This window comes from uncultured Fretibacterium sp. (assembly GCF_963544685.1).
Lineage (GTDB): Bacteria > Synergistota > Synergistia > Synergistales > Aminobacteriaceae > CAJPSE01.
The window spans coordinates 1-5933 of the sequence record NZ_CAUUGJ010000129.1 but is presented as its reverse complement, the minus strand read 5'-3'; the positions used below and the strand labels follow the sequence as shown (position 1 = coordinate 5933).

At 63.3% G+C, this 5933-nt stretch carries 5 protein-coding genes; 1 reads left to right on the top strand and 4 read right to left on the bottom strand.

Annotation, left to right across the window (positions count from 1 at the left end; translation table 11 throughout):
* Positions 1 to 106: 106 nt before the first annotated feature.
* From ABLA28_RS10100 to rd, 4 genes are all read right to left on the bottom strand, one after another.
* Positions 107 to 547 (bottom strand): GNAT family N-acetyltransferase, encoded by a 441-nt coding sequence (locus ABLA28_RS10100; protein WP_347713555.1) that lies wholly within the window; start codon positions 545 to 547, stop codon positions 107 to 109.
* Between the two features lie 3 nt (positions 548 to 550).
* Entirely contained in the window at positions 551 to 2857 is a 2307-nt protein-coding gene (locus ABLA28_RS10095; RefSeq protein WP_347713554.1) for a sulfatase-like hydrolase/transferase, read from the bottom strand.
* Between the two features lie 152 nt (positions 2858 to 3009).
* Entirely contained in the window at positions 3010 to 3939 is a 930-nt protein-coding gene (locus ABLA28_RS10090) for an AEC family transporter (protein ID WP_347713553.1), read from the bottom strand.
* A gap of 156 nt (positions 3940 to 4095) precedes the next feature.
* Entirely contained in the window at positions 4096 to 4254 is a 159-nt protein-coding gene (gene rd / locus ABLA28_RS10085; protein ID WP_347713556.1) for a rubredoxin, read from the bottom strand.
* 427 nt (positions 4255 to 4681) lie between these two features.
* Here rd and dnaX point away from each other — a divergent pair.
* On the top strand, positions 4682 to 5933 hold a 1252-nt coding region (gene dnaX, locus ABLA28_RS10080; protein ID WP_347713552.1), incomplete at its 3' end, for a DNA polymerase III subunit gamma/tau.

The window sequence follows — 5933 nt, the reverse complement described above, 5'->3', positions numbered from 1 at the left end:
AAAACAGTTGAAAGACGAACGAGGAGCCCCGGTGATAAACCGGGGCTCCTCGCTCGTTATTTATCTATCTTTATCCACCCTCCGGGGCTCTGCCGACAGTTATCGTCTAGGTGTCCACCCGATGCATCACTCTGATGGCCTTATCTCTATAGACCAGGTCTTCCCTGGCCGAAAAGCCTGTCCTCTCCCAAAACGCATTGCCCTCGCGGTTCCTCTCGAATACGACCAACGCAACTTTATTGATGCCCAAGCCATCCAGAGCTTCCATCGCTTTCTCCACCAATCGCCTTGCGACGCCCCGTTTCCTGTGATCCGGATGAACGGATGTATGGTAAATATACCCCCTGCGCCCGTCGTTCCCGGACATTATCGCCCCTATAATTCTGTCCTTATCGGCAGCTATGAAGCAGGTGTCCGGGTTCCTGTTCAAAAATCCGGCGATGCCCTCTTTTGAGTCATCCAGATCGTTCAAGCCCATCCCCGTACAGGACATCCACAAAGCGTACAGCTCCTCGTAATCGCCTATCGTCATCCTTCTGATCTCCATGCCCTATTCTCCCCCTCCTCGGCGCTCTTTTTGTTCCGGCCCCTCGTAGTGTGTCAGAACGATTTGTGCGTCCGAGCCCTTGTAAAGCGTTTTCTTTCCATCGGGAAGGTCGGAGCCCGCAGAGGCCGGAAGCAGTGCGAAGGCGTCGACAACGACGGCCGTGTCCCCGGGGCTGCCCGCTCCCACCGCACGGGCGGCCAGCCGTGCGGAGTCGAGCATGAAATCCTCCAGGACCTCGACGGAGCAGGTCAGGGCCAGCCGCTCTCCGGGGGCGAGCTGGGGCAGCGGGAAATTTTTCTCGGAGATCATGGGGGCGGCTCCGTTCAGCTTGTAGACCTGCCAGTCGAGCACCATGCCGCGCGCGTTCGTCTCCGGTGCGGAGACGCGAAGCTCCAGCGTGTAGTTCTCTCCCTTATGGAACTGAATGTACTGTCCGCCGGAGAGCCATATCTTAGAGTCCACTGCCAGTACTTCCTCGGAGGGGACGTACTCCGCGGCTTCGAAGGAGGAGCTGTCGGAGAGGAACCGCCAGCTCCTGGATGCCTGACGGCCCGGTCCCTCGGAAACGGTGCGGGCCGCCCACGAGAGCAGGGCCGATCCCTGCCCCAGAGGTTCTCGCTTCGCATCGTTGGTGAGGGAAAAAGGGGACCCGGAATAGGGGAGCTTCACAAAACCGCCGGGGCCGAAGTCCTTGAGAAAAACGGCGTCCGAGGATATGACGAAGAAGCGGTCGCCCCAAGAGCCGGGGAGGGGGCGTTTGATGGAGTTCCCATAGTCCCGGAAGATGCTGCGGCCCGCTATGGCGTCGGACGAGGCCGCGAGCCCGACGTAGTCGAGGATCGACAGCGGCAGGTCTGCGAGCCCGAACAGCCCGGGATTGATTTTGGGGTCCTGCGTCTTTTCGTCCTTTCCCCCCGCCTCCGGCATCAGGGCGAAGCAGAGCCCCCAGTTGCCCGCCAGCAGGATGTTGGCATCCATCCCGTGAGATTCGTCCGCGGTGACGATGACCAAGGTGTTCTCGAGCACCCTCTTCTCCTTCAGCCTGGACAGAAAGAGGTCGAGGGCGTCGTCGAGAAATGCGGAGCTCCGCAGCTTTGGATGAAGCCCCTCGCCCCCGGCGTAATCGTCGGGCAGGGTGTAGGGATGGTGCGTCCCCACGGTGAGGAGGGTCAAAAACCAGGGGGATGCCTCACCTTGGGCACCGCGCTCCCTGCGTTTTTCGTTCAGCGCCTCGATCTTTTTCAGGCTTTGTAGGAAGAAATCCCGATCATTGATGCCCCAATAGGTAAAGAAGGTGGGCGGAGTGTGGTCGAACCATTCCTCGCCCTCGATCTCCTCGAAGCCGATCAGTTTCATGAAACGGTCCTTATCCATGAAACGCAGTCCTGCGGCCTGAAGGTAGGTCGTGCTGTAGCCGTTCCGGGCCAGGATGTTCGGCAGGGTGTCCCGGGACGCGGCCGAGGGGTCCGAGAGCAGTTCCTGGGTGATCAGCGTTCCGTCGGTCAATCGCGGGTAATCGGCGCAGAGCATCGAATAAAGTCCGTTGATGGTCTGATTCCGATGCGCCAGAAAGTTGGGGACCCGGAGTCCCCGCTCGGCCCAGCGGCTCATCTTCGTCATGGCGAAATCCGCGGACCCGTTGACGAACTCCACGTTCTGAGGCAGGTAACCGCCGGGTATGCCCTCCAGGACGACGAGGAGGACGTTGGGCCTTTCGGCGGGCCCGGCCGTCATCGGGACGCCGGACAGGTCGTGCGTCAGCCGTGGGACGATGTCGGAAAGCTCCTTATCCCTCGAATAGAAGGCGGCGATTTGCTGGACCAGGGGATTGCCGAGCTCCCCGCCCCCGAACCAGAGGAGCTGGCCGGCGAAGGGCAGAAGAAGCAGTACGAAAACGTACGGGCGTACCGGGACAAGTTTGAGGTTCATGCGCGCGAGCAGCAGGCAGAGGGCGAGCAGGAAGACCATCGCCAGGATCGCCGAGGCGTTCAGGGATGCCAGGAGGAAATGGGGATCCAGGAGATACCGCGCCTGTTCCGGAGAGGGCAGGACGTGCATGGCCGAGAAGTAGGCGGCCGTGAGGGCGTTGTAGAGCCACCACAGGAGTGTGGGCACGATACTGGGGACCCGGGTGCGGGTCCGTGCCTGGACGGAGGCGGCGATCAGGACGCAGACGGCTGTGAGAATGATGTCGGAGCCTCCGCCCAGGATAAAGCTCCAGGGGCCTCCGTGCCGTGCCTGGACCAGAATGAGACGAAAGTAGAGAGATGGGATGATGTTGATCAGAAAAAGACGCGTGCTCCACCACATCGAAAACAGGCCTCCAGGTTTCCGTTTGGCCGCGCAGTCCGCAGCGGGGCTAATGATATGCCGTTTTACCGCGGAGCGTCAACCGGCAACCTACCCCTCTTCGGCTTGGGGTGATCCGGAGCGCCCCCCGTGTTCGGCGCTCGCGGGCTTGTCTATCGGATGGCGCCCAGGAGGTGGAGCCACAGGGGGAGCGTGAGCATGGAGAGAAGGACCGAGGCCGTCGTTCCCAGGGCGCAGTAGTCTCCGTCCATGCCCATCTCCTGTGCGATGATGGTCGTGTTCACGGCCTCCGGCATGGCGGCGAGGAGCGTCCCGGCCTGGACGAGGATGGGGGAGAGCCCGAAGAGGGACAGGACCGCGCAGGTCACGGCGGGGTGGACGATCAGTTTGACCAGTTGGAGCTTCCACGTCGTGAGAAAGGCGCGGCCCGCCTCCTGCAGCTCGATCCTGGCCCCGAGCATGAGCAGGGCCAGCCCCGTGCCGATGTCGGCGAGCATCTTGAGCGTCATGTCCAGCCATGGGGGCAGCCGGTCCAGCTTCGCGAAGATGAGAAACACCGCCAGAAGGCAGGCGAGAAAGAGGGGGTTCCTGAGCAGCCGGAGCCCCGTCCTCTTGAGGCTTTCGACGGAGATCGAACCGAAGAGGGCGAGCTGCCCGCTTCCTATGGACAAGAACTGCATGAAGGCCAGGGAGAAAGCCAGGAGCAGCGTCCCCGCCGCGATGCCGGCCTCCCCCAGGGCAAGCCCCAGGATCGGCAGCCCCGCAAAGAAGTGGTTGCCCCGCGTCGCCGCCAGGGAGAGCGTCGCGAACCGCCGGACGGGTTCGCCCCTGCGGGCCAGAAGCCAGACGAGGAGGACGGTGATGAGGTAGGGGCTGCAGACCGCCAGGGTAAAAAGCCCCGCGTTCGGAATCCGGCTCTCGGCCCCCAGGATGCCCCGGAACAGCAGGGCGGGCATCGCGAAGCAGTAGAGCAGGGAGTTGTTTTCCTTCATGGTCTGAGGGGTGAAGAAGCCCTTCTGCCGCAGCAGCCAGCCGAAGGCGATGAGCAGAAAGATGGGGAGAACGATCAGGATGGCTTGCATTCCGAAATCACTCCAGTGAAAAGTGGTTGGTCACGAGGGAGAACGGCTGTACGCCCGCACCCGATCTTCGCGGAGGGCGCGACGGGGCCGCTCACCGAAAGGAAAAACGATTGGCCGACGGCCAATCGTTTTTTGCGGTCGTTCGGAGCGGTGATTTCACTCCGGTTCGAACATGTCCTTGGTTACGGCGCAAAGCGGGCATACCCAGCTGTCCGGAATGTCCTCGAACGCGGTCCCCGATGCGATGCCCGAATCCGGATCCCCGACTTCCGGATCGTAGACATATCCGCAGACGGTGCAGACGTATTTCTTCACCACGAGCTCTCCCCTTCCCTCGTCATTTACGGTGAGAGAAACGTATCTCCCCCTCGCGCCCATTATATCGCAATATCGCATGCCGCGGCATCGCCCCCTGCGGCGAGTCGGGGAGGAACCACGCAGCGAGGGGGGATGGCAAAAAGGGGGTTGATGGTAAAATTGAAAAGCTCTGCAGGTCGCGTTGCCCCGGCATCGCAGGATGTGCCACTTTTCCGGGATATTGCGCCGCAACATTGCTGCGGCAGGCAAGGAGCCGTGAGCGGACGGCGAACGGAGTGAACTTGCCGGTCGCCTTACCGGCAGGGGATGCGCCGTGTCCTGACCTCGCTGTGCGGCCGCACGCCTGCGCCGGGGGCGATCGACACGCCTCATGGGGCTTGACGTCCCGCGGTGGGCGGTCGCCTGCTTATAGGGAGGCTTGGTTTTGGGCGTTTCGTTATATCGTCGATATCGTCCTCAGAGGTTTTCGGAGGTAGCCGGCCAGACGGCGGCAATCGAAATCCTGACCCGATCCCTGGCGGGATCGAGGGTGGGGCACGCCTACCTGTTCTCGGGACCGCGGGGCTGCGGCAAGACCACCGTGGCCCGTATTCTGGCCAAGGCGCTGAACTGCCTTTCGCCGGAGTCCGGGGAGCCGTGCTGCGGCTGCCGCAGCTGCCAGGCCATTGCGGGGGGGGAGAGCTTGGACGTGGTCGAGATCGACGGCGCCTCCAACAACAGCGTCGACGAGATCCGGGAGCTCAAGACCCACGTGGCCCTGGCCCCGTTCTCCTCGAAATACAAGGTCTACATCATCGACGAGGTGCACATGCTGTCCATGGCGGCCTTCAACGCCCTTCTCAAGACGCTGGAGGAGCCGCCTTCCTACGTGGTGTTCGTCCTGGCCACCACGGAGCCCCACAAGGTCCCGGTGACGATCCGTTCGCGGTGCCAGCACATCCCGTTCCACAGCATCGGCACGCGCCGGATCTTCGACCGCCTCCGTCAGATCGTCGAATGGGAGGGGGCGGACGCCCAGCCCGAGGCCCTGTGGGAGGTGGCGCGCCAGGCGGATGGAGCCCTCCGCGATGCGCTCTCCATGCTGGAGCAGGTCGTCAACAGGGGCGATGGGCACGTCCGCCTGGAGGACGTCGAGGCGACCCTGGGCGGGGGAAGCCGGCCGGCCCTGGAGCGATGGTTTTCGGCGCTGCGCGCTCAGGGAAGCGCCTCCTTTTCGGACATGCAGCGGATGATGTCGGAGGGAGCCTCGCCCGAGCGGATACTGGAGGAGCTCTTCTCCCTGGTGCGGAACCTCTGGCTCGTCGTGCGCTGGCCGGACGTCCTCGACAGCCTGGACGTCTCCGAGCAAGAACGGGGTTACCTGGAGTCGGAGTCCCCCCACTGGCCGGAGGCCGTCCTGAGGGGCCTGATGTCCCGGCTCGTGAGCCTGATCGGTCAGTCGCGGATGGGACTGCGTTCCGACGTCCTGATCGGGCTTCTGATGCTGGAGGCGGCCCGGGCGGCGGCCCCCGAGGCGGAGCCCGAACGCCCTGCCGTTCCGGCGCTCTCATCCCCGACGTCCCGGAGGGGGGGGGAGATGCCCGCGGCCATGCCCGAGCCGACGTCCCCCGTCCCCGTCGAGCCCGCCGCCCCTGTCTCTTATACACATCTGACGCTGCCGACGACTAGTCGAGTGT

Bases quoted from the DNA above. Each gene is read 5' to 3' on its own strand.
- ABLA28_RS10100 (WP_347713555.1), bottom strand. From the start codon at position 547: ATGGAGATCAGAAGGATGACGATAGGCGATTACGAGGAGCTGTACGCT.
- ABLA28_RS10095 (WP_347713554.1), bottom strand. From the start codon at position 2,857: ATGTGGTGGAGCACGCGTCTTTTTCTGATCAACATCATCCCATCTCTC.
- ABLA28_RS10090 (WP_347713553.1), bottom strand. From the start codon at position 3,939: ATGCAAGCCATCCTGATCGTTCTCCCCATCTTTCTGCTCATCGCCTTC.